The sequence below is a fragment of the Streptomyces malachitofuscus genome, assembly GCF_055571035.1.
This window is the reverse complement of the sequence record NZ_JBVIGA010000054.1, coordinates 1-24093: the sequence shown is the minus strand read 5'-3', so window position 1 is coordinate 24093 and position 24093 is coordinate 1. Positions and strand designations below refer to the sequence as shown.

The following is a 24093-nucleotide window of genomic DNA, read 5'->3' as shown; positions in this document are numbered from 1 at the left end:
GCGTCCTCGCTGTGTTTTTTCAAAGGAACCTCGACCATCCGAAACCGGATGGACGGGGTATCAACATATCTGGCGTTGACTTTTGGCACGCTGTTAAGTTCTCAAGGAACGGACGCTTCCTTCGTACTCACCCTCTCGGGCTTTCCTCCGGGCGCTTCCCTTCGGTGTTTCCGACTCTATCAGATCTTTCCGATCCGATTTCCTCGGTGCTTTCCAGGTTCACGCTTTCGCGTTTCCCTTTCCGGCGGACCCGACTTTATCAGAACTTTCGGGGCGGATTGACCGGCCTTCGTTTTCCGATTCATCGGGAGGTGCTTCCGCGAAATCAGCGTTTCGTCGAGAAGCGGCTAGATGCTCACTGTCGCCTTCCGGGTGAGACCCCGTCTCCAGGCAACTGTTCGAATCTACCTCCCCGCACGTTCCGTGTCAACGGCTCCTGCGGGGCGAAGAGGAGACTAGCAGCTCATCGCGCCTCTCCGCACATCAGGCGGCCGTGGGCACGTCGGCGCTGCGCTCGGACTCCTCGAGGTCGCCGGTTTCACCGGCGCGTGCCGCACGTCCGCCCACGACATAGACGTAGGCCAGGAACGCCAGCTCGGCGACGACGCCGATGGTGATGCGCGCCCAGGTGGGCAGGCCCGACGGAGTGACGAAGCCTTCGATGGCCCCGGAGACGAAGAGGACCAGGGCCAGGCCGATCGCCATGGCCAGGGCCGCACGGCCCTCTTCCGCCAGGGCCCTGCGTCGTGTGCGGGGACCCGGGTCGATGACGGTCCAGCCGAGGCGGAGGCCGGTGCCGGCGGCGACGAAGACCGCGGTCAGTTCGAGGAGGCCGTGCGGCAGGACAAGGCCGAGGAAGGTGTCGAGGCGGCCGGCCGAGGACATCAGCCCGAAGCCGACGCCCAGGTTGAGCATGTTCTGGAAGAGGATCCAGAGGACCGGCAGGCCGAGGAAGACGCCCAGGATCAGGCAGAGGGCAGCGGCCCAGGCATTGTTCGTCCAGACCTGGGCGGCGAAGGAGGCCGCCGGGTTGCTCGAGTAGTACGTCTCGTACTGGCCGCCGGGGCGGGTGAGCTCCCGCAGTTCGCTGGGGGCGGCGATGGTCGCCTGAACTTCGGCGTGGGTGCCTATCCACCAGCCCAGCAGGGCCGCCACGGCGGTGGAGAGCAACGCAGTGGGCACCCACCAGTGGCGCGACTTGTAGACGGCGGCCGGGAAACTGTGGGTCAGGAAGCGCGTGACGTCGCGCCAGGACGCCCGGCGGGCACCGGTCACGGCACTGCGCGCGCGTGCCACCAGTTGGCTGAGCCGGCCGGTCAGCTGCGGATCGGGAGCGGCCGACTGGATGAGGGAGAGGTGGGTGGCGGCACGCTGGTAGAGGACGACGAGTTCGTCGGCCTCCGCGCCGGTGAGGCGGCGCTGGCGCCGGAGGAGGGCGTCGAGGCGGTCCCACTCCGCGCGGTGGGCGGAGACGAAGACGTCGAGGTCCATCGGTGTGCCTGCTCCTCGGCTGTTCGTCGGCGGTCGGGTCATCAGCTTGGCAGACTGGCGGTGTTCGGGGCAGGTCAGGGAAGGGCGGCAGGCGTGAGTGAGCTGGTGACGGGCGAGGCGGTGGCGCTGGAGTTGCGCCCCGCGAGGCTGCCCAGCAGGGCACTGGCCGTGCTGCTCGACCTGGCAGCGGCCGTGGCCGCGTACGTCGCGGTGACCATTGGACTCGTGGCTGCCACGGCCTCTCTGGATCCGGCGGCGCAGACGGCGATATCGATCGCGGTGTTCGTCCTGGTTCTGGTCGGCGGGCCGATCGTGGTGGAGACGCTCAGCCATGGACGGTCGCTCGGGAAGCTCGCGTGCGGGCTGCGGGTAGTACGGGACGACGGCGGGCCGATCCGGTTCCGGCATGCTCTGGTGCGGGGGCTGATCGGCGTGATCGAGATCCTCATGACGCTGGGGGTCGTGGCCGTCATCGCCTCGCTGGTCTCGGCGCGTGGCCGGCGGCTCGGGGATGTGTTCGCGGGGACTCTGGTCGTCCGGGAACGGGTGCCGGCCGGACGGACGGACTTCGTGCCGCCGCCTCCGCCCCGGCTGGCGGGGCGCTTCTCCGGGCTCGATCTGTCGGCGGTGCCCGATGGCCTCTGGCTCGCCGTCCGTCAGTACCTGACGCGGATGCGGCAGCTGGATCCGCAGGTCGGCCGGTCGATGGCCGAGCGGCTGGCCTCGGACCTGGCGGAGCGCACGGGGGCGCCGGTGCCGCCGGGGGTGCCGCCGGCGGCGTATCTGGCGGCAGTGGTGCAGGAGCGGCAGGCCCGTGAGGCCCGCCGGGCGTTCGGGAGCGGCGCCGCCGCGGGTGGCGGGCACGTCGGTGCGGCCGGCGGGGCGGGTGCCGCGGGGGCCCCTGCGCCGTCTCCCGTCCATCCTGCCGCGGTGGTGCCGCCGGTGGTGAGCTCCCCTGTTCCGCCGGCGCATCCGGGAGCCGCGCCGCAGGGTGGGACGGTGCCGGCCGACCGGCCCTCGACGGGGTTCGTACCGCCGGCGTAGACGGCCCGGGGGCGATCGGTCAGTCGAAGACCGACGGCGGTGATTCGAGGTCTTCCAGCTCGATGCCCGGTGCCGCGAGCACCACGTCACCGGCGAGGTGCACGGCGTGCTGTTCGCCCGTGTCCAGGGCTGTGACCTGGTATTCGTCCACGGTCAGGGGGCCGTTGTCAGTGGTGTGTGTTTCTCTTCTCACCAGCGCCCAGGACTGGTCCAGGGTGCGTGGGGCGAGGACCGGATCGGTGAAGGCGACGAGGCGTACGCGGGTGGCCGTCGCGGAGGGGGTGAGGCGGAGGAGGCGGGCGGTGGCGACGAGGAAGGCCGGGGACGAGCCGGTGAAGGCGTGGGCGCGCACATTGCCTTCGGTGGCGTGGGTTCCGGTGGGGTCGGTGCGGACCCAGGTGACGCCGTCGAGGGCGGCGCCGCGGACCTGCCAGCTCGCGGCGTGCAGTTCGAGGCGGATGGGGCGGCCGAGTTCGTCGAGGGCGAGGTCGACCGAGCCCAGGTGATCGCCGGAGGGGGCGGTGAGCTGGGAGACGTAGCGCCAGCCGGAGGGACCGGGGGCGCAGTGGAAGTGCTCTTCCGCGAGGGGGGTGTGATCGTGCGGATCGTGGAGCGAATAGCGGCCGCGGGGCATGGGGGTCCTGGGTCGTGACGGTCTGGGCCGGTCTCCGGTCCGCCCAAGGGGCAGGCCCCCGGCACGGGGGTGCGGGGGCCTGCCTCGGAGGACCTGCTGCCGGGGAGCGCGTCCGTGCACGGACGCGTTCTCCGCGGCGGGAGCGTGGGCTCAGTAGCGGTAGTGGTCCGACTTGTACGGGCCCTCGACCTTCACGCCGATGTACTCGGCCTGCTCGGGGCGGAGGGTGGTCAGCTTCACGCCGAGCGAGTCGAGGTGGAGGCGGGCGACCTTCTCGTCGAGGTGCTTGGGCAGCACGTAGACGCCGGTCGGGTACTCGTCGGGCTTGGTGAACAGCTCGATCTGGGCCAGGGTCTGGTCCGCGAAGGAGTTGGACATCACGAACGACGGGTGGCCGGTGGCGTTGCCCAGGTTCAGCAGGCGGCCCTCGGACAGCACGATGATCTTCTTGCCGTCGGGGAAGGCCCAGGTGTGGACCTGCGGCTTGATCTCGTCCTTGACGATGCCCGGGACCTTGGCCAGGCCGGCCATGTCGATCTCGTTGTCGAAGTGGCCGATGTTGCCGACGATGGCCTGGTGCTTCATCTTGGCCATGTCCGCGGCCATGATGATGTCCTTGTTGCCGGTCGTGGTGATGAAGATGTCGGCCGTCTCGACGACCTCGTCGAGCGTGGTCACCTGGTAGCCGTCCATCGCGGCCTGCAGGGCGCAGATGGGGTCGATCTCGGTGATGATCACGCGGGCGCCCTGGCCCCGCAGGGACTCCGCGCAGCCCTTGCCGACGTCGCCGTAGCCGCACACGACCGCGGTCTTGCCGCCGATCAGGGTGTCGGTGGCGCGGTTGATGCCGTCGACCAGGGAGTGACGGCAGCCGTACTTGTTGTCGAACTTCGACTTGGTGACGGCGTCGTTGACGTTGATCGCCGGGAACAGGAGGGTGCCGTCGCGCTGCATCTCGTACAGGCGGTGGACGCCGGTCGTGGTCTCCTCGGTGACACCGCGGATCTCGGAGGAGAGCTGGGTCCACTTCTGCGGGTTCTCGCCCAGGGTGCGGTTGAGCAGTTCGAGGATGACGCGGTGTTCGTCGGACTCGGCGGTGTCGGGCGAGGGAGCCTTGCCGTCCTTCTCGTACTCGACGCCCTTGTGGACGAGGAGGGTCGCGTCACCGCCGTCGTCGAGGATCATGTTGGGGCCGCCGGTGGGGCTGTCCGGCCAGGTCAGCGCCTGCTCGGTGCACCACCAGTACTCCTCGAGCGTCTCGCCCTTCCAGGCGAAGACCGGGACGCCTTGCGGGTTGTCGGGGGTGCCGTTCGGGCCGACGGCGATGGCGGCCGCCGCGTGGTCCTGGGTGGAGAAGATGTTGCAGGACGCCCAGCGGACCTTCGCGCCGAGGGCGACCAGGGTCTCGATGAGCACGGCCGTCTGCACGGTCATGTGCAGGGAGCCGGTGACGCGGGCCCCGGCCAGGGGCTGGGCCTCGGCGTACTCCTTGCGGATCGCCATCAGGCCGGGCATCTCGTGCTCGGCGAGGGTGATCTCCTTGCGGCCGAACTCGGCCAGGGAGAGGTCGGCGACCTTGAAATCCTGTCGGTTGTCGACAGTCGTCATTGCGAGCTGCTCCTCGGGGTGTGGGTCGAGGTGGGTACGGCTGGTCTGCGCGGCGGCGGACACAGGGGTGCCCCGAAGAGGACACAGGCATGCCCGCGTGCGCGCAGCGCAGTCCGTCGGAGGCCCTCTCTCCCTCGGCCGGTCCCGGTGGGACCGCCCGACCGCCATCAGCAGCGACGTCTGGCTCCGTCCCAAGCTACACCGCGAGGCCCGGCGGCCCCCAGTCCGGCCGCGTACACATCAGGCCGAATTCGGGGCCGCCGGGCCTCGTCACGCACGGAGCGCCCGCGCGGTGTGGATCGGTGCGTCTAGTGCTCGGTGCCGTTCGAGGCGGGGCCGCCGGGGGTGGCCTCGGGGTCCGGGCCCTTGGCGGCTTCGGTCTCGCTGTAGATGTCGGGCTCGAGGTAGATCACACGGGCGATCGGGACGGCCTCGCGGATGCGGGACTCGGCGGCGTCGATGGCGGAGGCGATCTCGGTGGCGGTGTCGTCGTGCCGGACGGCGATCTTAGCGGCGACCAGCAGCTCCTCCGGGCCGATGTGGAGGGTGCGCATGTGGATGATGCGGGTGACGGTGTCGCCGTCGACGACGGCGGCCTCGATCTTCCGGGTCTCCTCGGCGCCCGCGGCCTCACCCAGCAGCAGCGACTTGGTCTCCACAGCGAGAACCAGGGCGATCACGATGAGCAGGACGCCGATGCACAGGGTGCCGATGCCGTCCCAGACGCTGTCCCCGGTGGCCAGCGCCATGCCGACACCGCCGAGGGCGAGGATCAGGCCGACGAGCGCGCCGAGGTCCTCCAGGAGGACGACCGGCAGCTCGGGCGCCTTGGCGTGGCGGACGAACTCCTTCCAGGAGCGCTGGCCGCGCAGGACGTTGGACTCCTTGATGGCGGTGCGGAAGGAGAAGGTCTCGGCGATGATCGCGAAGACGAGGACGCCGACCGGCCAGTACCAGTGCTCCAGCTCGTGCGGGTGCTTGATCTTCTCGTAGCCCTCGTAGATGGCGAACATGCCGCCGACCGAGAAGAGCACGATGGAGACGAGGAAGGCGTAGATGTAGCGCTCACGGCCGTAGCCGAAGGGGTGCTGCGGGGTGGCCTGGCGCTGGGCCCGCTTGCCGCCGACCAGCAGGAGCCCCTGGTTGCCGGAGTCGGCGAGCGAGTGCACGGACTCGGCGAGCATCGACGAGGAGCCGCTGAAGAGGAACGCCACGAACTTCGCTACCGCGATCGCGAGGTTGGCGGCGAGTGCCGCCACGATCGCCTTGGTGCCGCCTGACGCGCTCATGTGTTCGCGTTGTCCCTTCGTACGCCGTGGGCCCGGACGTGCGTGCGTACGCCGTCCGGGGCTCTGCCCGTCGTGTGACGGTGGGACATTGTTGCAGCCCGGGCGGGCGGCGGTGCGTCAGGTCGCCGTCACGGGGTGATCAGGCGACGACCGTGGCCCTGAACAGGGTTCCGGTACCCGTTACGTCGGCCTGTTCACCGGCCGGGACGAACACGGATTGGCCCGGGGCCAGTTCGTGTTCGCCCGACCGCACGGAGCCGGCGGTGCACAGCAGGATCTGCGGGGTGGCGAGGGTGAGGTCGTAGGTGGCGCCGCCCTCCGGGAGGACGTAGCGGGAGAGGCGGAACTCGTCGATGGGGGTCTCGTAGACCTCCTCGCCGTCCGGGCCGGCCTCCGGGCGCAGCACGCCGGGGTCGCGGGCCTCGAAGCGGACGATGCGCAGGAGTTCGGGGACGTCGACGTGCTTGGGGGTCAGGCCGCAGCGCAGGACGTTGTCGGAGTTGGCCATGATCTCGACGCCGAGGCCGTCGAGGTAGGCGTGCGGGACACCGGCGCCGAGGAAGAGGGCCTCGCCGGGCTGGAGCCGGACGTGGTTGAGGAGCATCGCGGCGATGACGCCGGGGTCGCCCGGGTAGTGGTGGGCGATGTCGGCGTACGGGGCGTAGGGGCCGCCGAGGCGGTCGCAGGCGGCGGCCGTCTCCGTGACGGTGCGGGCCATCTCCTCGGGGTCGGCGGTGAGGACCGCGGTGAGGACCTCGCGCAGGGCGGCCTCTTCGGGGTGTGCGTGCAGCAGGTCGACGTACGGCTTGAGGGAGTCCACGCCGAGGCCGTCGAGGAGTTCGGCGGCGCGCAGGGGGTCGCGGAAGCCGCACAGACCGTCGAACTCGGTCAGGGCGCAGATCAGTTCGGGCTTGTGGTTGGCGTCCTTGTAGTTGCGGTGCGGGGCGGTGACGGGAACGCCCCGGCGCTCCTCGTCCGCGTAGCCCTCCTTCGCCTGGGTCAGGTCGGGGTGGACCTGGAGGGAGAGCGGCGCTCCGGCGGCGAGGAGCTTGAGCAGGAAGGGCAGGCGGGGACCGAACTTGGCGACCGTGTCCGGCCCGAGTTCCCGCTCCGGGTCGGCGTCGATCACCTCGACGAGGGTGCCCCGGTCGGTGCGGGAGGGTGCGCCGGGGTGGGCGCCCATCCACATCTCCGCCTGCGGCTCGCCGGTCGGTTCGGTGCCGAGCAGGTGCGGGATGGCGGTGGTGGAACCCCAGGCGTAGGGGCGGATGGTGTTGTCGAGGCGGTCCATGGGGTTCTCTGCGTTCCTTCTGCCGGTTCTCGTGCGGGCGCCCGGGGGGCGGGTCAGGGGTTCCCGGGCATGATCAGGCTCCCGAGGCGAGCGCCAGGTAAACGGCGGCGAAATCCGTGACGGCGATCAGTTCCGCGAGGGTCTCCAGTTCGCCGCCCGCTTCCGGTTCCAGCTCGCTGATCGGCGTGTCGTGGGTGAGGGCCAGTTCGCGGGCGGCGGGGGCGGCGGTGAGGCCGCCGATGGGGCGGTCGCGGAGCAGCACCACGCGCGCGTGCAGGGCGGGCGTCTCCTCGACCCGGTCGCGGAAGAAGTCGTCCGGGTCGGCGCTGGCGGCGAGGCGGCCGGCGAGCAGGGCGCTGTGCGCGGCGAGCGCTTCGGGCAGTTCGGCGACGACGGCGGGGGTGCCGGAGAGTTCGGCCAGGGCGGCGGCGAAACGGCGGCCCGCCGGGCCGGCCGAGACTCCTTCGGTCCATACGACGGGAAGGGTGTCGGCGACTTCGGCGGCCAGGGTCTTGGCGGGGTTGCTGTAGGCCGCGATGGCGGGTCCGCAGCGTTCGGCGATGCCGTCGAGACGGTCGGCGACCTTCTCCAGGGCGTCGGGCGGGGCGGTGAGCAGGCCCGCGCGGTCCAGGAGTGCGAGCAGCGGGGTGAGCAGTGCCCACAGGACGCCGGGCGCGGAGGCGGCGAGCGGCTCGTCCTGGTCGTAGGGGGCGGTCGCCATGGGGACGAACAGGCCGTGGGAGCCGCCGACGGCGTCGGCGAGCGGGGTGCGGGCGGGGGCCACGGCGACGACGGTGCAGCCGCGGCGGTACGCCTGCTCGGAGAGCAGGGCCAGGCCGGGCTCGGTGCCGTCCGGGGTGGCGACGAGCAGCAGGTCCACGGAGCCGGCCCATCCGGGCAGCTCCCAGCGCAGGGCGCCCGCGGCGGGGGCGACGCCGGTGGGGGCGAGCCGGGTGACGGGGCTGCCCGCGCCGGCCAGGGTGCCGAGGAGGTCGGCGGTCTGGGTGGCGGCGGCGCCCGGGCCGGCGATGAGCACGGCGCGGGGTCGGCCGTCGGGCTTGAGGTCGTTGACGCCGGCCTCGGCGGCGTACCGCGCGGCGGTGCGGACGCGGGCGCCGGCTTCGGCGGCGCCGCGGAGCAGGGCGCGGCGGTCGGCCTCGGCGAGGCCCTCCGGTGAGTCGAGCAGGGATTCGTCGAGCATGGGCGGCAGCTCCGATCTCCGATCGGCGGGCGTCGTCGGTGCGGGCGTCGTCGGTGCGGTGCGCAGGGTGCCGGTGGCGGGTTACGCCGGGCGGCGGGCCTCGTCGACGAGGAGGACGGGGATGCCGTCGCGGACGGGGTATGCCAGGCCGCAGTCCTGACCGGTGCAGATCAGCTCGGTGTCCTGCTCCTTGAGGGGGGAGTGGCAGGCCGGGCAGGCGAGGATCTCCAGGAGGCCGGCTTCGAGTGGCATGGGGGTCCCTTCACTGGGTGGACGTGCTGGTCAGGGTACCGCTGGTCAGTGCTGCCCCGCGTGGGTGCCGGTCGGGGGGCTCTGCGCAGCCCGGCACCGGCGGGGCGGGGGTGTTCGCGGGCAGTGGCCGGCACGTCCGCGCCGCTCAGCCCACCGGCCGTGGGAGCTGGGTGCGCCGTCAGGACCTGATGATGGTGAGGGCCTCGTCGCGGATCTTGGTCATGGTGGGCTCGTCCCGGGCCTCCGCGTTCAGGCGGAGGAGCGGCTCCGTGTTGCTGGGGCGGACGTTGAACCACCAGTCGGCGGAGGTGACGGTGAGCCCGTCCAGCTCGTCCAGGGTGATGCCCTCGCGGCCCTCGTACGCGGCTCTGATCGCGGCGAGGCGGGCCGCCTGGTCGTCGACGGTGGAGTTGATCTCTCCGGAGCCGCGATAGCGGTCGTACTGGGCGACCAGGGCGGACAGGGTGCCCTCCTGGCCGCCGAGGGCGGCGAGGACGTGCAGGGCGGCCAGCATGCCCGTGTCGGCGTTCCAGAAGTCACGGAAGTAGTAGTGCGCGGAGTGCTCGCCGCCGAAGATCGCGCCGGTCCTGGCCATCTCCGCCTTGATGAAGGAGTGGCCCACACGGGTGCGCTCCGGGGTGCCGCCGTTCTCCCGTACGACCTCGGGGACCGACCACGACGTGATCAGGTTGTGGATGATCGTGCCCTCGCCGCCGTTGCGGGCGAGCTCCCGTGAGGCCACCAGGGCGGTGATCGCGGACGGGGAGACCGGCTCGCCGCGCTCGTCGACGACGAAGCAGCGGTCCGCGTCGCCGTCGAAGGCGAGGCCGAGGTCGGCGCCCTCCTCGCGGACCCGCTTCTGCAGGTCGACGAGGTTCGCCGGGTCGAGGGGGTTGGCCTCGTGGTTGGGGAAGGTGCCGTCCAGTTCGAAGTACATCGGGACGAGGGTGAGCGGCAGGCCGGCGAAGACCGTCGGGACGGTGTGGCCGCCCATGCCGTTGCCCGCGTCGACGACGACCTTCAGGGGGCGGATCGAGGTCAGCTCGACGAGTGAGCGCAGGTGCGACGCGTAGTCGTTCAACGTGTCGCGGCGGGTGATCGTTCCAGGGGTGCCTGCGGCGGGCTCCGGGGCGCCGGACTCGCTCCACCGCTCGACGAGTTCCCGGACCTCCGCCAGGCCCGTGTCCTGGCCGACGGGCGCGGCGCCCGCGCGGCAGAGCTTGATGCCGTTGTACTGCGCCGGGTTGTGCGAGGCGGTGAACATCGCGCCCGGGAGGTTGAGGGCGCCCGAGGCGTAGTAGAGCTGGTCGGTCGAGCACAGGCCGATCTCGGTCACGTCGACGCCGTGGACCGCCGCTCCGCGCGCGAACGCGCCCGAGAGGCCGGGGGACGACGGCCGCATGTCGTGACCGGTGACGATGGCGGTCGCTCCGGTCACCCGGGCGAAGGCGGCGCCGAAGAGTTCGGCGAGCGTCTCGTCCCACTGGTCGGGGACGACCCCGCGCACGTCGTACGCCTTCACGATCTGCGACAGATCAGCAGCCACGGCCAACCCTTCCGGAAGTCCTGTCGGTCACCACAAACTACCCGTAGAGGGTGGCAGTCCGGTCGCGGCCACCCGAACGTCCTTGCGGACGCCGGCGAGGCTCAGGGCAGCGCGCAGAGGCTCAGGGCAGCATCCGGAGGCTCAGGGCAGCATCCAGCCGAGCACTGCCGTGCTCTGGCCCACCACGATCAGGCACATCACGAGCAGCAGGCCGAGGCTCCAGGGCAGTACCTTGCGCAGCAGGTCGCCTTCCCGGCCCGCCAGTCCGACGGCCGCGCAGGCGATGGTGAGATTCTGCGGGGAGATCATCTTGCCGAGGACACCGCCGGAGCTGTTGGCGGCGGCGAGCAGGTCGGGCGAGAGGCCGGACTGCTGGGCGGCGGTCACCTGGAGGGCGCCGAAGAGGGCGTTGGAGGAGGTGTCCGAGCCGGAGACGGCGACACCGAACCAGCCGAGCACCGGAGAGAGGAAGGCGAGTCCGGCGCCGGCCGCGGCCACGAAGTGGCCGATCGTCGCCGCCTGGCCGGAGAGGTTCATGACGTAGGCGAGGGCCAGGACGGCGGTCACCGTCAGGATCGCGAACCTGAGTTCCCTCACCGTCGCCAGCCACTCCTTGACCGCCACGCGCGCGTGCACACCGATCACCGCCGCCGTGCACACCCCGGCGATGAGGACGAGGGTGCCGCCCGTGGAGAGGACCGGCCAGGTGAACACGTTGCCGCCGACGGGCTCGCCGTCCGGGCCCGCCACGTTCAGCAGGGGCCAGTCATAGGTCTGGTTGGTCCCGGCGAGCCAGTCCTTCACCGCCGGGATCTGGGCGGCGGAGAAGATCGCCACGATCAGCGCGTACGGGGCGTAGGCCCGTATCACCTCGCCGCGCGGGTCCTCCTCGTCCAGTTCCTCGCTGCGCGCGCCGGTGAGCACGGAGGCTCGCACGGTCTCGGCGGCGTGCACCCTCGCGCGGGGTACGGCCATCAGGGCGGCCGCGCCCGCCAGGGCGGCGCCGATGTCGGCGAGTTGCGCGGAGACGTAGTTCGACGCGACGAACTGCGCCACGGCGAAGGCCACTCCGCAAACCAGCGCGGGGATCCACGTCTCGCGCAGACCGCGTCGCCCGTCCACGAGCCAGACCAGGACGAGCGGCACGACGAGGGCCAGCAGCGGGGTCTGACGGCCGACCACGGACGCCACGGAGTCCAACGGCAGGCCGGTGACCTGGGCGAGGGTCACCACCGGGGTGCCCATGGCGCCGAAGGCCACCGGCGCGGTGTTGGCGACCAGCGCGACCACGGCGGCGCGTACGGGGTCGAAGCCGAGGGCCACCAGCATCACCGCGGAGATCGCCACGGGTGCGCCGAATCCGGCGAGGGCCTCCAGCAGGGCGCCGAAGCAGAACGCGATGACGAGTGCCTGGATGCGGGGGTCGTCGGAGAGGCGGCCGAAGGATCGTCGCAGGATGTCGAAGTGGCGGGTGCGGACGGTCATCCGGTAGATCCACAGGGCGTTGATGACGATCCACATGATGGGGAAGATGCCGAAGACGGCGCCCTGGACGCCGCTGGACAGCGTCTGGTCCAGCGGCATCCCGTAGGCGAGCCACGCCACGAGTACGGCCACCAGCAGGCCGGTGAGACCCGCCAGGTGGGCCTTCATGCGGACGCCGCCGAGCAGGACCAGGACGATCATGAGCGGCAGCGCCGCCACCAAGGCGGAGAGGCCCAGCGAGTCGGCGACGGGTTCCAGTTCCTGGACGTACACGGACACCTCCCGGATTCCGCCATGCGAAAGCGATTTCTCGCATCGTCAAACGGATAGTCGTGTCCGTGACAAGTAACCGTCAATGGGTGTGCGGTGGTGGATGTGTGTACACCGGGAGGGTGGGCCGGGGCGGGAACAGCTGCCGTGCGTCAGTTGTCCGGGGAGCGGAGGACGCGCAGGTGGCCGCGGCGGGCGACCTCCATCGGGTCCGCCGTGCGGGAGCCGCCGGAGGCTCCGGCCGCTCGCTCCTGGGGACGGGCCGCCTCGCGCACCGCGTTCGCAAGCGCTTCCAGGTCGTCTCCGCTGGGCTGGGCCGGGGCCGAGCCGTCGAGGAGGCGGACGACCTCCCAGCCGCGCGGTGCGGTGAGGCGCTCGGAGTGCTCGGCGCACAGGTCGTAGCAGTGGGGTTCGGCGTAGGTGGCGAGCGGGCCGAGGACCGCGGTCGAGTCGGCGTAGACGTACGTCAGCGTCGCGACGGCGGGACGGCCGCAGGCGGTGCGCGAACAGCGACGTACAGGGCTCACGATGTTGGACGGTACCGCACTCTTGAGCGGGCCGCGACGACTCTCCACCACGTCACTCCACCGTGTCGTGGTGTGAAGCGCCCCACATACCCCTCTGCGCACCCCTCGCTGACCTGGTTCGACGCGGGGAGGCCAAGGGGTGGACGGTTCTGATTTCGGTCACCAGTTGGCACAAACACCATCAAAGGCCTTGAGGTCATCGGTCTCGGAGGGGTACGGAAACGAGCCCAACCTTGGCCGGAATGGTCATGTTGTGACATGGCGCGCGGGTCGGCTCGAGGACGGGTGGGGATCGGGCGGGGCGGCGACGTGACGACTACCCTTCGCAGTGATGGACAGCCCTGTGACCCCTTCTCGTCCCGCCGGCCCCGGGCCCCGACGCCGTGATCGCCACGGCCGGGGGATGCGCGGGCCGATCGCACCGCCCCAGGTTCCGCTCGCCGCGAGCCGCGCGGAGACGTTCGCGGATCTGGTGCAGGACTCGGTGGAGCGGTTGGAGCGGCGGTGGCCGCAGCTCGCCGACATCGATTTCCTGGTGCTGGACGTGCCGCGGCTGGACGGCGCGGGGGCGGGGGTGGGCTGGAGCGACGAGGCTGTGCCGTTGGGCGGGACGATGGCTGCTCGCGACGGGCGGCCGGCGCGGGTGGTGATCTATCGGCGGCCCGTCGAGATCCGGACGAAGGGGCGGGATGAGCGGGCCGCGCTGGTGCATGAGGTCGTGGTCGAGCAGGTGGCGGAGTTGCTGGGGCTGACACCGGAGACGGTGGATCCTCGGTACGGGGAGGACTGACGGTGGGTGGTCGTATGCCTGCGGCGCCACTGTCCCTCCGGTGGGGGTGCGCGTAGCGCCCACGGTGGGTGGGGGGTGCGGGGCCAGGGTGGGGGTGTCCGTCCTCGGACTGGCGCGATGGGGCTTGTTGGTGGGGGTGCGGGGTGCGGACGCGCCAGCCACTGCGGGCGGACACCCCCCACCCCGACCCCTCCCCGCCGTCGGCGCCTGCCCGCGCCCACTGCCGTACGGGGCTGCTCGCCGTACGGCAGTGGGGGAGGGTGGGCGCGACAGCACCCTGCCGGCGCCGGGCTGCGCGACCAACCCTCGGCCCGCACCCACGCGGTCGGCGTTCAAGCGCCAGGGAGCGCGAACACCCCCCGGTCAGCTACTCCTGCAGAACCGACAAGTCCTCGTTCGTCTCCGGTACCGCCACCGTTCCCCTGTCGTCCGGGAGGGGCTGGACCGTGAAGAACGGGACGCCGTCCGCCGTCGTCGCCAGCGTGCGCGACGCGTACACCGGTGTGTCCGACTCGGACTCGATCGTGAGGGCGTACGTCCCCTTCGCCCCGGACGGCACAGGCGCCTCGATGATCTGCGTCGTGCCGGACTTGACCGTGTAGGTCTTGGACGCCGGCGTACCGCCCTCCGTACCCGCCGAGGCGGTCACCTTGATCTCGGCGGTGCCCTCGGGCGCGGTCACCGAGAGCGTCGAGCCCTTGGCCGTGTTGTCCACGGCCGTCGCGCGCGTACCGACCGGTCGTGCCGCCGGGATGAACGCCGACTCCTGCTTGTCGCCCTTGCCGCGCAGCACCCGTACCGCCGCGACCACGGGCACCGAACCGTCCGGTGCCGTCAGCAGCAGGGAGCCCGCCTCGCCGCGCGTGATGTCGCCCAGGTCGACGGCCGCCGTCATGCCGCCCTTCACGTGCAGCGTCTCGTGGCCCGCCGGGGTGATCGCTCCGGTGGGCGAGGCGAGACGGACCTTCAGGTCGACGTCGGCGTCACGCGGGGTGAAGGCGACCAGGCGTACGGCGGTGGCGTCCTTCGGGATGCCGGGCAGGACCAGGCTGCCGGACGGATCGGCGGACGCGGGCAGCCAGTCGCCGCCCAGCTGGTCGTCCAGGGCCTGTACGGCCGCGCCGACCCTGCCGCTGCGGACGACCACGTGCACGGTCACGTCGGTCTGCTTCTCCTCGGTGAGCGTGGACAGCAGGACCGGCTCGGCGGAGTGCGGCTGGACCGTGATGCCCTCCCCCACCGTCGTCTTCAGGGCGCCGTCCTTGCCGTAGAGCTCGACGTCCACGACCGCCGCCGAGTCGTCGGGGTTGGTCAGGTGGACGTAGTCGGTGCGGTCGGCGGCGGTGCTGGTGCCCGGGAACCAGAACTCCGTGTCGGCGGCCGTGCAGGTGACGCCCTGCAGTCCCCGGCCGGTGCCCGCCGCCACCTCGGTCGTCTGCTGCACGGTCCAGCCGGGCGCGAAGCGGCCCTCCGCGGTGCCGATGAGGGCGGGGGACTCGCCCCCGGAGGCGTCCCCGGTGACCGGCTTGCCCGGGTCCTTGGGCTTGAGCACCGCCTTGCCGGGCTTCTTGGTGGCCGGCAGGAGTTCGGCCTGGCCTTCCTTCGCCGTGCCGTCCGTGGGCGGTGTGAAGGACGTGTACGTCGTCTCGGCCAGGTCCGAGGTGCTGGGCTGGGGACAGAGCAGGCTCGTGCGCTCCACGGGCAGGTGGGCCGCCGCCCTGGCCGGCTCGTCCGCGGTCCCGGTGTCGGGGGAGGACACGGCGGCGAAGCCGGTCACGGCGGCGAGCGCGGTCACGCCCGCGATCAGGGACAGGGTGGTGCGGTTCACTGCTGGCTCCCGTCGGGACGCTCACTGCCCGTGCCGTTGGGGTCGTACGGAGTGTCGTAGCCCTGTGTGTAGTTCGGGTCGTAGCCGCCCTGCTGGTACGACTGGTCGTACTGCTGTCCGTATGCGTACGGGTCGTACTGGACGCCCTGTTGTTGGTAGGGGTCCTGCTGGTACGGGCTGCCGTAGGGGTCCGTGGCGTACTGCTGGTACTGGTCCGCCGGGTAGGTGGCGTTGCTGTCGTCCCAGCTTCCGTAGTCGGGCTGGGCGGGGACGGGGGGCGGCTCGGTGGGAGCGGCTGTTTCGGCGGCCTCCGCCTCCGCCTGGGCGCGCAGGCGGCGGGCCCGGCGGCCCTCCCCGGCCAGGGCCTCGGCGGGGACGGACGGTTCCTCGGGCAGGTCGTCGTCGATGTCGCGGCGGCGGCCGGGCAGGGCCATGACCACGAGGACCACGGCGAGCAGGCCCTGGGCCCACAGCCAGGCGGTGTGGGTGATCGGGTCCTCGTAGGTGACGTCCAGGGTGCCGCCGGAGGAGGGCAGTTCGAAGCCCTGGGCCCAGCCGTCGACCGTGGTGCGGGTCAGCGGCTTGCCGTCCAGGGTGGCGGTCCAGCCCTCGGCCGCGGCGTCGGCGAGGCGGAGGACCCGCCCCTCGGCGCCCTCGGAGATCTTGGTGTGGATCTCGACCGGGCCCGCGGCGACGGGCTGGGCCTCGCCGTCGCCGACGGGGACGATGCTCGCGCGGGCGACCTGCCGGTCGACCCGCCACAGCGCGCCGCCGGCCTGCTGGCTGAGCCGGCTCAGGCCGGGCGTGGCGTCCAGGACACGGGTGACCTCACGCGGGGCTCCCTGGTGGACCAGGACGTACCGGACGGCGAAGCCGCCGAGTTCGTCGGCCTGGTCCGCGCCGGATCCGGCGACGAGGTTGGCGACCACCTTGTCGAGTCGGGTGTTCTCGCCGGCCACGGCGGCGATCTCGGCGTCGCCCATCCGGGCGCCCGAGCCGCGGACCAGCACATAGCCGACCCGGGCGGCCGAGTCGCTGTCGAGCACCAGGGTGCGGGCCTGGTCGCGGGTGCCGCTCTCCTCGGCGACGAAGGCGGGGACCTGGACGGGGTCGCGCCGCTCCACGGGTCCGTGGGCACCGCGGATCATCCAGCCGGCGGCGAGGACCAGCGGGCCGATGGCGCAGGCGAGGGCGATCAGGGCGGCGACGGGCTGGCGCCAGCCGAAGCTCTGCTCGGCGACACGCGAGCGTGCGCCGTCCGCGCCGAGGGTGGCGGCGGCCAGGACGGCGATGCCGTAGATCAGGGTGGCGGGGCCCGCCCAGGCCGACTCGTTGGACAGGACGGCGAAGACGAGACCCACCAGGGCCGCCGTCCACGCGGTGAGGATCGCTGTCCGGCGTTCGGAACGGAGCAGGGCGGCGAGGGCGGCGAGCACCAGGCCGATCAGCACCAGGCCGCCGGCGGTGCCGGGGCCGCCCGGGCTCGCGCCGAGCAGGTCGAGGGCGGACGCCGCGGAGGCGCCGTAGTCCAGGCCGGCCTCCTGGAAGAAGCCGAAGGGGAGCAGGGACAGCGACCAGGGGGCCAGGACCAGCAGAGGTGTGCCCAGTTGGGCCAGGAAGCGGAGTCCGTAGGCCGGGATGTCGGTTCTGCGCAGGGCCAGTATGCCGACGCCGAGGACCAGGGCGACGGGCCACACGATGGGGGTGAACGCGGTGGTGACGGTGAGCAGCAGCGCGTAGGCCCAGGTGGCGCGCCAACTGCCGCGCACGCCGGAAGGGTTGGTGAGGCCGCTCGCGGCGATGCCCGCCCGGGCGAGGAGCGGCAGCAGTACGGCGAGTACGGCGGTGCCGATGCGGCCGCCGGCCAGGGCGCCGGTGGCGGCGGGCAGGAAGGCGTAGGCGACGGCGGCCCATGCGCGCAGCAGCCGGGACTCGACGAGCGGCCGGGAGGCGAAGTACGCGGTGAATCCGGCCAGCGGCACCGAGCAGACCAGGAGGATCGTGACGGCGAGTCCGGTGGAGCCGAGGAGCAGGGAGGCGAGGGCCGCCACGATCGCGAGGTAGGGCGGTGCGGATCCGGTGCCGCCGGCGCCCACCGCGTGCCAGGCGTCGGTGTAGCGCGCCCAGAGGTCGCCGGAGTCGGCGGGCGCGGGGAGCAGGGCGCCGCCCGCGAGTGCGCCGCCGCCGAGGAGCCCGCGGCACGCCACGAGGGAGACCAGCAGCAGCCCCAGGAAGAGCAACGGGCCGGGTTTGCGCGCGATGCGCTTGAGGCGGGCGAACTGTTCGACTTCGAGGAAGTCGGCGTCGTCGCCGCCGGGTCCGGACTCGATGGCGCTGCCGTGCCGTCCCGCGCCGGAGGCGGCTTCGGGGTCGGAGCGGCCGACGAGGTTGCTCGCGACCTGTTCCACGGTGACACGGACGGTCGCGCCGGGCGGCGGGAACAGGGGCCGCAGTTCGCCCTTGTCGGTCACCGGGCTGCCGCGGTGGCGCCGGGCGGCCAGGATCCGTTCGGGGCGCAGCAGGGTGCCCATGAGGCCGCGGATCTCGTCGACGGCCTGTCCGGGAACCTTGCCGACGAGGTAGGCGAGGGTGCGCAGCAGCGTGCCGAGGACGACACGGAACAGCACCCAGGGCAGCACGGCCGTACGGGCGTTGGCCAGCAGGGTGTAGACGGCGCCCGCCTTGTCCACCTTGTGCGGGGACGCGGCGGTGCGGCCCACGCAGTCGACGGTGCGGCGCTCGCGGGAGGCCGCCTCGGCGTGCCGGACGACGGCGTCGGGGGCGATCAGGACGCGGTATCCCGCGGAGTGCGCGCGCCAGCACAGGTCGACGTCGTCGCGCATGAGGGGCAGGTGCCGGTCGAATCCGCCGAGCCGGTCGAAGACGTCGCGGCGGACCAGCATGCCGGCGGTGGACACCGAGAGCACGGGCCGTACGTGGTCGTGCTGTCCCTGGTCCTGTTCGCGGCGGTCCAGACCGGTCCAGCGGCGGCCGGAGTTGGCGATGGAGACGCCGACCTCGAGGAGCTGTCTGCGGTCGTACCAGCCGCGGAGCTTGGGGCCGACCACGGCCACGTCGTCGCGGCCGAGCTCGTACTCGTTCTCCACCACGCCCAGCAGCCGGGCCAGGGCGTCGGGTTCGGGGGCGCAGTCGTCGTGCAGCAGCCAGAGCCACTGCACCGGTTCACCGTGCGGGAGTTCCGGCATGTCGTACGCGTCGTCGCGCCAACTGCGGGTGACCGGGTCCCAGCCGCTCGGCCGCTTCAGGTACGGCAGGTCGTCCGGCGTGAGGTGCGGGGCGCTGCGGTTGCACTCCTCGACCGCCTGGCCGAAGCCGGTGCGCCGGGCGAGGTGCAGCACGTGGTCGTCGCCGAGGGCCTCGGTGACCAGCCGCGCGGAGTCGTCCGCGCTGCCGGTGTCGGCGCCCATGGCGAACTGGACGGGGCGCTCCTGGCCGAGCAGCCCGGCGAGCGCGTCGGGCAGCCAGCGGGCGCCGTCATGGGAGACGAGGACCGCGGTCACCACGTGACGCGGGAACTCAGGAGTGGCAGCGAGGTCTTGCCGGGCTGCCGTGTGGCTGTGCACGGACATCGAGGTACGGGCCCCGGTTCGGTGGACTGTGGGGGACGCCTGTGCCCGGTGGGGCAGCGGGGCGTCTCGGACGAGCGACCACACTATCGGCTGGGCAACAGGGCGGCCCGCCGCCTGTGGACAACCACCTGCGACGGGCCTTAAGTGACGTATGTACGAAGTAAGCGATGTGCGTGCGGGGATGACGCGTGTACGGCGGTGGCGCGCCGTTCGTCAGACGGCGGCCTTCTTGAGGCGGCGGCGCTCCCGCTCGGACAGTCCGCCCCAGATGCCGAAGCGTTCGTCGTTGGCGAGGGCGTATTCGAGGCACTCGGAGCGGACCTCGCAGGCGAGGCAGACCTTCTTGGCCTCCCGGGTCGAGCCGCCCTTCTCGGGGAAGAAGGACTCGGGGTCGGTCTGGGCGCACAGCGCGCGCTCCTGCCAGCCGAGCTCCTCGTCCGCGTCGTCGACCAGCAGTTGCTGCACCAGCTCGGTCATGTGCGCCCCTCGTCTGTCTTTCGCGTCCCCGTGATGTAGCCGTTACCGATTCCGGCTGAACGACACGAGTGAAATTACAAGTGTGCTGCTCCGGGCGAGTCAAGCCGAGATCTGCTATTGGGCCCCTTATTCACTCTGCGGAACCAAGGCCGAGCGGAAAGTGTTCAAATCACCCTAAACCTTGACACACGCGCGGGACCCGCGAGGGCTTCCCGCCCCACGCAGAGCCTCTACGGGGAGGACGCCCAGGAGATCGATCTCGTTCCGACCCGCGCGACGAAGCGAACCGGATCACAGTCGGATCACGGGATCGCAACGGCGCGCACGGCACCCGGCCGTGCGCACCTTGTGTCCCGGGAAACGATTGAGCAAACCTTTCGCCTGCGAGATGAACCGGATGAGGTGAACCATGTCCCACATACCGGGCGTCGAGTTGACAGTGGATGAGTGAACCGCTGTCCTTGTGGGCATGCTCGCGAATCAGGCACTCACCTCGACCCGCTCCGCCGGGTTCCTCGGTGCTGCCCGCGCTCGCTGTAGCTGTCGCTGTTCCGGCTGTTGAGCCCTACGCGCTCCCGCCGTCGCCGAGTCCCACGCGACTCGGCCACCGTTTCCTTCGCTCCCACCAGGGCACCCCTCGCCGCCCGCGATCCGGGCGTGCCGCGACATCCGCCTCCCCGCCGCTCCCCCGCCAAGGAACCTCCGCACCCATGAACAGCGACAGCGACCTCCAGATCGCCGGCGACATCCTCGAAGTCCCGCACCTGCTCCAGCCCCCGCGCGAGCACCCGGCCACCGTCGCCGAGTTCGCCGGCCTGGCCCGCTCCATCGCCGCCGACCGCTCCCAGTGGGAGCACCTCGTCCGCTACGACGCCACCACCCGCTGGTACCACCGGCTGCGCACCGGGCCCGGCTACGAGGTGTGGCTGCTGTCCTGGGTGCCCGGCCAGGGCAGCGGTCTGCACGACCACGGCCGCTCCTCCGGCGTGCTCACCGTCCTCCAGGGCACCCTGACCGAGCGCACCGGGCGCGATACGCACCGGCTGGCGGCCGGCGCCCAGCGCGTGTTCGCGCCGGGATACGCGCACCACGTCGTCAACGACACGCTGGAGGGCGCCGTCAGCCTGCACATCTACTACCCGGGCCTCACCGAGATGCCCATGCACACCCCGCACTGCGAGGCCCGGCCGGAGCCCGGCCCGGTAACTGCCTGACGTGATGTCGTAGCGGCCTGCAAGGATGGGCCCCATGCGCATTGTGGTTCTGGCAGGCGGCATCGGCGGTGCCCGTTTCCTGCGCGGTCTGAAGCGGGCCGTGCCGGACGCGGACATCACGGTCATCGGCAACACCGGGGACGACATCCACCTCTTCGGGCTGAAGGTCTGCCCGGACCTCGACACGGTGATGTACACGCTCGGCGGCGGTATCAACGAGGAGCAGGGCTGGGGGCGGACCGACGAGTCCTTCCGCGTCAAGGAGGAGCTCGCGGCGTACGGCGTCGGCCCGGAGTGGTTCGGCCTCGGCGACCGGGACTTCGCCACGCACATCGTGCGGACACAGATGCTCGGCGCCGGATATCCGCTCAGCGCGGTGACCGAGGCGCTCTGTGACCGCTGGCAGCCCGGTGTGCGGCTGATCCCGATGACCGACGACCGTGTGGAGACCCATGTGGCCGTCGAGGTGGAGGGCGAGCGCAAGGCGGTCCACTTCCAGGAGTACTGGGTGCGGCTGCGGGCCTCGGTGCCCGCCCAGGCGGTCGTGCCGGTCGGCGCGGAGCAGGCCAAGCCGGCCCCCGGCGTCCTGGAGGCGATCGCCGAGGCCGACGTCATCCTCTTCCCGCCGTCCAACCCCGTGGTCTCCGTGGGCACCATCCTCGCGGTGCCCGGCATCCGGGAGGCGATCGCCGACGCGGGCGTGCCGGTGATCGGCCTGTCGCCGATCGTCGGGGACGCGCCCGTGCGCGGCATGGCCGACAAGGTGCTCGCGGCCGTCGGCGTGGAGTCCACGGCCCCGGCGGTCGCCGAGCACTACGGCTCGGGCCTGCTGGACGGCTGGCTGGTCGACACCGTCGACGCGGGCTGTGTGGAACGGGTCGAGGCGGCCGGTGTCCGCTGCCGGGCCGTGCCGCTGATGATGACCGACGTCGACGCGGCCGCGCGGATGGCGCGGGACGCGCTGGCGCTGGCCGAGGAGGTGCGGGCCGTATGAGCGGTACGGGTTACCGGGTCTGGGCCGTGCCGGGCCTTCCCGAGATCCGCCCGGGCGACGACCTGGCCAAGCTGATCGCGGCCGCAGAACCCGACCTGTCCGACGGCGACGTCCTCCTCGTCACCTCGAAGATCGTCTCCAAGGCGGAGGGCCGGGTCGTCGAGGCGGCCGACCGGGAGGCCGCGATCGACGCGGAGACCGTACGCGTGGTGGCCCGGCGGGGTCCCCTGCGCATCGTGGAGAACCGGCAGGGCCTGGTCATGGCCGCGGCCGGCGTCGACGCCTCCAACACCCCGGCCGGCACGGTCCTGCTGCTGCCGGAGGACCCGGACGCCTCCGCACGGGCGATCCGCGAGGGCCTGCGCGACACGCTCGGCGTCGAGGTCGGCGTGATCGTCACCGACACCTTCGGCCGCCCCTGGCGCGCGGGGCTGACGGACGTCGCGATCGGCGCGGCGGGCGTACGGGTGCTGGACGACCTGCGCGGCGGCACCGACGCGCACGGCAATCCGCTGGGCGCCACGGTCGTCGCCACCGCCGACGAACTGGCCGCGGCGGGCGACCTGGTCAAGGGCAAGGCGTCCGGCCTGCCGGTGGCCGTCGTCCGCGGACTGCCGCATACGGTGGCGCCCGAGGACGGCGAGGGCGCGCGGGCGATGGTGCGCGGCGCGCGTGACGACATGTTCCGCCTGGGCACGTCGGAGGCCGTACGGCAGGCGGTGACCCAGCGCCGTACGGTGCGGGCCTTCACGGACGAGCCGGTCGACCCGGGCGCGGTGCGCCGCGCGGTGGCGGCGGCGGTGACGGCACCGGCCCCGCACCACACCACTCCGTGGCGGTTCGTCCTGGTGGAGTCCCCCGAAGCCCGCACCCGCCTGCTGGACGCGATGCGCGACGCCTGGATCGCGGACCTGCGCCGTGACGGCAAGACGGAGGAGTCCATCGCCAAGCGCGTCCGCCGCGGCGACGTCCTGCGCAACGCTCCCTACCTGGTCGTGCCCTGCCTGGTCATGGACGGCTCGCACACCTACGGGGACGCGCGGCGGGACGGGGCGGAGCGGGAGATGTTCGTGGTCGCCACGGGCGCCGGCGTCCAGAACTTCCTGGTGGCGCTGGCCGGGGAGCGGCTGGGTTCGGCCTGGGTGTCCTCGACGATGTTCTGCCGCGAGGTGGTCCGCGACGTCCTGGACCTGCCCGCCGACTGGGACCCGATGGGCGCGGTGGCCGTGGGCCACCCGGCCGAGGCCCCCCGCCCGCGGCCCCAGCGTGAGGCGGACGCCTTCATCGAAGTGCGGTGAGCCGGGTCGGCGGGCGCCTACTCTCTTAGGGGCCCTCCGCTCTCGGAGGCGCCCTCCGGTTCACCTCCACCCCTGGGACGCTCGTGGCAGGACGTTTCGCTCCCCGCCCGACCCGCACGACCGTGCGCGGCGGTCATGTCGCCGTGCCCGCGGGAGTCCCCCGCCAGGCACCGGCACCGGCGCGCGCACGGACGTGGGTGCCGGACGGTCCGCTGGAGCTCGGCCTGGTGCTCGGGCCGCTGCGGCGCGGGCCCGGCGATCCGACGTTCCGGGCGCTGCCTGACGGCTCCGTGTGGCGGGTCAGTCTGACGCCGGCGGGTCCGGGGACACTGCGGGTGACGCAGCGGGCCGGGGAGATCCGGGGCGAGGCGTGGGGGCCGGGGGCGGAATGGCTGCTGGACAAGCTGCCGGAGATGCTCGGGGCTGCCGACGACCCGTCCGCGTTCGTGCCCCGGCACAAGTTGCTGGCGGTGACCAGGCATCGGCGGCCTGGGCTGCGGCTGACGCGGACCGGGCTGGTGCTGGAGTCGCTGATCCCGTCGATCCTGGAGCAGAAGGTCACGACCGGTGAGGCGTACCGGGCGTGGCGGCTGCTGGTACGCAAGTACGGGGAGCCCGCGCCCGGGCCCGCGCCGGAGCGGATGTCGGTGATGCCGGCGCCTCGCACCTGGGCGCTGATCCCGTCCTGGGAGTGGCACCGGGCCGGGGTCGACAACAAGCGGGCGTCGACGGTGCTGCGTGCGGTGCGGGTCGCCGCGCGGCTGGAGGAGGCGGTGGGGATGTCTCCGGAGGCGGCGCAGGCGCGGTTGGAGCTGGTGTCGGGGATCGGGCCGTGGACGTCCGCGGAGACGGTGCAGCGCAGCCATGGCGCGGTGGATGCGGTGACCGTGGGGGATCTGCATCTGCCGGGGATCGTGGGGTGGGCGCTTGCGGGGGACCGGTATGCGGATGACGCGGTGATGCTGTCGCTGCTGGAGCCGTATGCGGGGCAGCGGCATCGGGCCGCGCGGTTGATTCTGTTGAGTGGGTGCGTGCCGGGGAGGCGTGCGCCGCGGATGCCGTACGGGGACATCGGGCGGTTGTGAGTCTGCCGGGTGACTGCGTCGGCGCCGGGTGACTGGGTGCCGTGCGTTGGTGTGGGCGGGGGGTGTCTGCGCAGCCCGGCGCATGCGGGGTGCCGTCGCGCCCACCCTCCCCCACTCTCGACTTCGCTCGAGCGGGGGGACCCCCATCGCCCCAGCGGCACGACTGCCCGCGGATCGCG

19 protein-coding genes are annotated in these 24093 nt (G+C 72.3%); 6 read left to right on the top strand and 13 right to left on the bottom strand.

All coding sequences use genetic code 11. The features are described from left to right. Positions 1-483: 483 nt before the first annotated feature. Positions 484-1491, bottom strand: a complete 1008-nt coding sequence (locus tag ACZ44S_RS38770; protein WP_466938125.1) for a stage II sporulation protein M — start codon at positions 1489-1491, stop codon at positions 484-486. A 93-nt stretch (positions 1492-1584) separates the two neighbouring features. On the opposite strand from ACZ44S_RS38770, the gene ACZ44S_RS38765 reads away from it, so the two are divergent. Further along, positions 1585-2535: an RDD family protein gene (locus tag ACZ44S_RS38765; RefSeq protein ID WP_466938123.1), complete on the top strand. Its 951-nt coding sequence runs from the start codon at positions 1585-1587 to the stop codon at positions 2533-2535. Positions 2536-2554: 19 nt separating this feature from the next. Here ACZ44S_RS38765 and ACZ44S_RS38760 read toward each other — a convergent pair whose 3' ends face one another. The 9 genes from ACZ44S_RS38760 to ACZ44S_RS38720 form a co-directional block, all read right to left on the bottom strand. Further along, entirely contained in the window at positions 2555-3169 is a 615-nt protein-coding gene (locus tag ACZ44S_RS38760; RefSeq protein WP_466938121.1) for a hypothetical protein, read from the bottom strand. 150 nt (positions 3170-3319) lie between these two features. Further along, positions 3320-4777: an adenosylhomocysteinase gene (ahcY, locus tag ACZ44S_RS38755; RefSeq protein ID WP_466938119.1), complete on the bottom strand. Its 1458-nt coding sequence runs from the start codon at positions 4775-4777 to the stop codon at positions 3320-3322. A 308-nt stretch (positions 4778-5085) separates the two neighbouring features. Next, positions 5086-6066 carry a cation diffusion facilitator family transporter gene (locus ACZ44S_RS38750; protein WP_466938117.1) on the bottom strand — a complete coding sequence of 327 codons (981 nt, stop codon included), beginning with the start codon at positions 6064-6066 and terminating at the stop codon, positions 5086-5088. Positions 6067-6205: 139 nt separating this feature from the next. Next, the gene (gene manA, locus ACZ44S_RS38745) at positions 6206-7357 is read right to left on the bottom strand and encodes a mannose-6-phosphate isomerase, class I (protein ID WP_466938115.1); all 1152 of its coding nucleotides are present in this window, start codon (positions 7355-7357) and stop codon (positions 6206-6208) included. Positions 7358-7430: 73 nt separating this feature from the next. Further along, positions 7431-8558, bottom strand: a complete 1128-nt coding sequence (locus ACZ44S_RS38740; protein WP_466938113.1) for an SIS domain-containing protein — start codon at positions 8556-8558, stop codon at positions 7431-7433. Between the two features lie 81 nt (positions 8559-8639). Then, a complete protein-coding gene (locus ACZ44S_RS38735) occupies positions 8640-8810 on the bottom strand; it encodes a Trm112 family protein (protein WP_079057723.1) in 171 nt (56 codons plus the stop codon). Between the two features lie 178 nt (positions 8811-8988). Beyond that, the gene (locus ACZ44S_RS38730) at positions 8989-10356 is read right to left on the bottom strand and encodes a phosphomannomutase/phosphoglucomutase (RefSeq protein WP_466938110.1); all 1368 of its coding nucleotides are present in this window, start codon (positions 10354-10356) and stop codon (positions 8989-8991) included. 141 nt (positions 10357-10497) lie between these two features. After that, positions 10498-12114, bottom strand: a complete 1617-nt coding sequence (locus ACZ44S_RS38725; protein WP_466938129.1) for an L-lactate permease — start codon at positions 12112-12114, stop codon at positions 10498-10500. Positions 12115-12263: 149 nt separating this feature from the next. After that, entirely contained in the window at positions 12264-12686 is a 423-nt protein-coding gene (locus ACZ44S_RS38720) for a DUF3499 domain-containing protein (RefSeq protein ID WP_466938127.1), read from the bottom strand. A gap of 283 nt (positions 12687-12969) precedes the next feature. Here ACZ44S_RS38720 and ACZ44S_RS38715 point away from each other — a divergent pair, with 283 nt between their 5' ends. Further along, on the top strand, positions 12970-13428 hold the full coding sequence (locus tag ACZ44S_RS38715; RefSeq protein ID WP_466938107.1) for a metallopeptidase family protein: 459 nt from the start codon (positions 12970-12972) through the stop codon (positions 13426-13428). A gap of 367 nt (positions 13429-13795) precedes the next feature. Here ACZ44S_RS38715 and ACZ44S_RS38710 read toward each other — a convergent pair whose 3' ends face one another. From ACZ44S_RS38710 to ACZ44S_RS38700, 3 genes are all read right to left on the bottom strand, one after another. Then, the gene (locus ACZ44S_RS38710; RefSeq protein WP_466938105.1) at positions 13796-15256 is read right to left on the bottom strand and encodes a DUF5719 family protein; all 1461 of its coding nucleotides are present in this window, start codon (positions 15254-15256) and stop codon (positions 13796-13798) included. Beyond that, on the bottom strand, positions 15253-18846 hold the full coding sequence (locus ACZ44S_RS38705; RefSeq protein WP_466938103.1) for a glycosyltransferase family 2 protein: 3594 nt from the start codon (positions 18844-18846) through the stop codon (positions 15253-15255). The genes ACZ44S_RS38710 and ACZ44S_RS38705 overlap by 4 nt, the downstream gene beginning before the upstream one ends. 213 nt (positions 18847-19059) lie before the next feature. Further along, positions 19060-19323, bottom strand: coding sequence for a WhiB family transcriptional regulator (locus ACZ44S_RS38700; RefSeq protein ID WP_003975777.1), 264 nt, complete (start codon positions 19321-19323; stop codon positions 19060-19062). A 710-nt stretch (positions 19324-20033) separates the two neighbouring features. Between ACZ44S_RS38700 and ACZ44S_RS38695 the strand changes: the two genes are divergently transcribed. The 4 genes from ACZ44S_RS38695 (at position 20034) to ACZ44S_RS38680 (ending at position 23914) form a co-directional block, all read left to right on the top strand. Then, positions 20034-20537 carry a cysteine dioxygenase gene (locus tag ACZ44S_RS38695; RefSeq protein ID WP_466938101.1) on the top strand — a complete coding sequence of 168 codons (504 nt, stop codon included), beginning with the start codon at positions 20034-20036 and terminating at the stop codon, positions 20535-20537. 34 nt (positions 20538-20571) lie between these two features. Beyond that, positions 20572-21531: a 2-phospho-L-lactate transferase gene (cofD, locus tag ACZ44S_RS38690; RefSeq protein ID WP_466938099.1), complete on the top strand. Its 960-nt coding sequence runs from the start codon at positions 20572-20574 to the stop codon at positions 21529-21531. Beyond that, the gene (locus ACZ44S_RS38685) at positions 21528-22829 is read left to right on the top strand and encodes a coenzyme F420-0:L-glutamate ligase (RefSeq protein ID WP_466938097.1); all 1302 of its coding nucleotides are present in this window, start codon (positions 21528-21530) and stop codon (positions 22827-22829) included. Before cofD ends, ACZ44S_RS38685 begins: the two co-directional genes overlap by 4 nt. Positions 22830-22912: 83 nt before the next feature. Further along, positions 22913-23914, top strand: a complete 1002-nt coding sequence (locus ACZ44S_RS38680) for a DNA-3-methyladenine glycosylase family protein (protein ID WP_466938095.1) — start codon at positions 22913-22915, stop codon at positions 23912-23914. Positions 23915-24093: the final 179 nt, after the last annotated feature.